This is a genomic window from Nocardia acididurans (assembly GCF_016741815.1).
GTDB classification, from domain to species: Bacteria; Actinomycetota; Actinomycetes; order Mycobacteriales; family Mycobacteriaceae; genus Nocardia; species Nocardia acididurans.
This window is the reverse complement of record NZ_JAERRJ010000045.1, coordinates 1-1,507: the sequence shown is the minus strand read 5'-3', so window position 1 is coordinate 1,507 and position 1,507 is coordinate 1. Positions and strand designations below refer to the sequence as shown.

Sequence of the window (1,507 nt, the reverse complement as noted above, 5' to 3'; positions counted from 1 at the left end):
GTCACAAGCCGCGGTCGTAGCCCAAGAGGACCACACCGGCGACACCCGACTGATCGGATACATCGTCCCCGACACCAGCACCACCGCACTCGATGGCGGGGAGAAAGAGCTTGTCGGTGAGTGGCGTCGAATCTATGACGGTCTCTACTCGGGCAACGACTTCTCGCGAGCCGTCCAGGACGGCGGGTTCGGTGAGGACTTCAGTGGTTGGAACAGCAGTTATTCGGGCTCGCCGATTCCATTGGAGCATATGCGGGAGTGGCAGAAGGCGACCGTTGACCGCATTCGTGGACTGAACCCATCTCGTGTTCTCGAGATCGGTGTCGGATCGGGATTGTTGCTGGCGCAGCTGGCGACTCATTGTGCGGAATATTGGGCGACTGACCTGTCATCAATGGCTATCACGACCTTGGAACATCGGCTGCGCGAGTCGGATGTGGAGTGGGCTGATCGTGTTGTTCTGGGGGTGCGGGCAGCTCATGAGCTGGACGGACTTCCAGAGGGCCATTTCGATACGATTGTGTTGAATTCTGTTGTTCAATATTTCCCCGGGGCAGGGTATCTCCGGACGGTAATCGAGCGAGCGGTAAAACTGCTGGCTCCCGGTGGAAACTTGTTCATAGGCGATGTCCGGAATTTCGCACTGTTGAGACAGTTCGCGATCGGTATCGAGTTGGCTCGCGGTGGTTGTGCCGATGCGGCGGAATTCCGTGAGCGGGTGCGACGCAGCATCTCCTCGGAACAGGAATTGCTGTTGGCTCCGGAATTCTTCGCAGGCCTTGCTGGGGAGTTGGCGGGTGTCGATGGTGTCGATATTCAGCTCAAGCGCGGGTTCTCGGTCAATGAGTTGACGCGATACCGCTACGACGTGGTGGTGCAGAAGGCTCCGGGCCGAGTGCTCTCGGCTGCCGAAACCCACCGGGTCGGTTTCACGGACCTGGCTTCGCTCGAGGCTGTCTTGCGTTCCGCTGGACCGGAGTGTATGCGGGTTGAACGCGTACCACACGCGGGTTTGACTGGTGGGAACGAGGCCGAGCGCCGAGTCGATGCTGGCCGGGTGGTGAAGAGCTATGAACTTGCGACTGAATCGATCTTCAGTGCAGCGGACAGTCGAGCGGTCGCGGTGTTGCCTGAGGACCTGTACACGCTAGGTCAGCGCCTTGGCTTGCTGACGGCGGTCACCTGGTCGAAGGAAACAGGTTGTATGGATGCGGTTTTCATCGATCCCGAAGTAGCGGCAGGCAGGTCGTTGATCGACGTGTACACCCCGGCGTCGTCCGACGGCGGCAGGGCCAGACATGCGAACAACCCGCAGGCCGGTCTTCTAGCTCTCCAGGTTCGCCAGTACGCAGCAGATCGACTGCCCGAGTTCATGGTTCCTTCAGCGATCATGGCGATCGAGATGTTGCCATTGACGGTGAACGGCAAACTGGACAAACGAGCGCTGCCGATACCCGAATTCGCGTCGGGTGTGGTGTATCGGGCCCCGTCGACATCGGTGGAACGG

At 59.7% G+C, this 1,507-nt stretch carries 1 protein-coding gene; it reads left to right on the top strand.

Annotated elements, in window-relative coordinates:
• A partial coding sequence (locus tag JK358_RS38710) for a class I SAM-dependent methyltransferase (RefSeq protein ID WP_201958863.1) occupies positions 1-1,507 on the top strand: 1,507 nt, incomplete at both ends.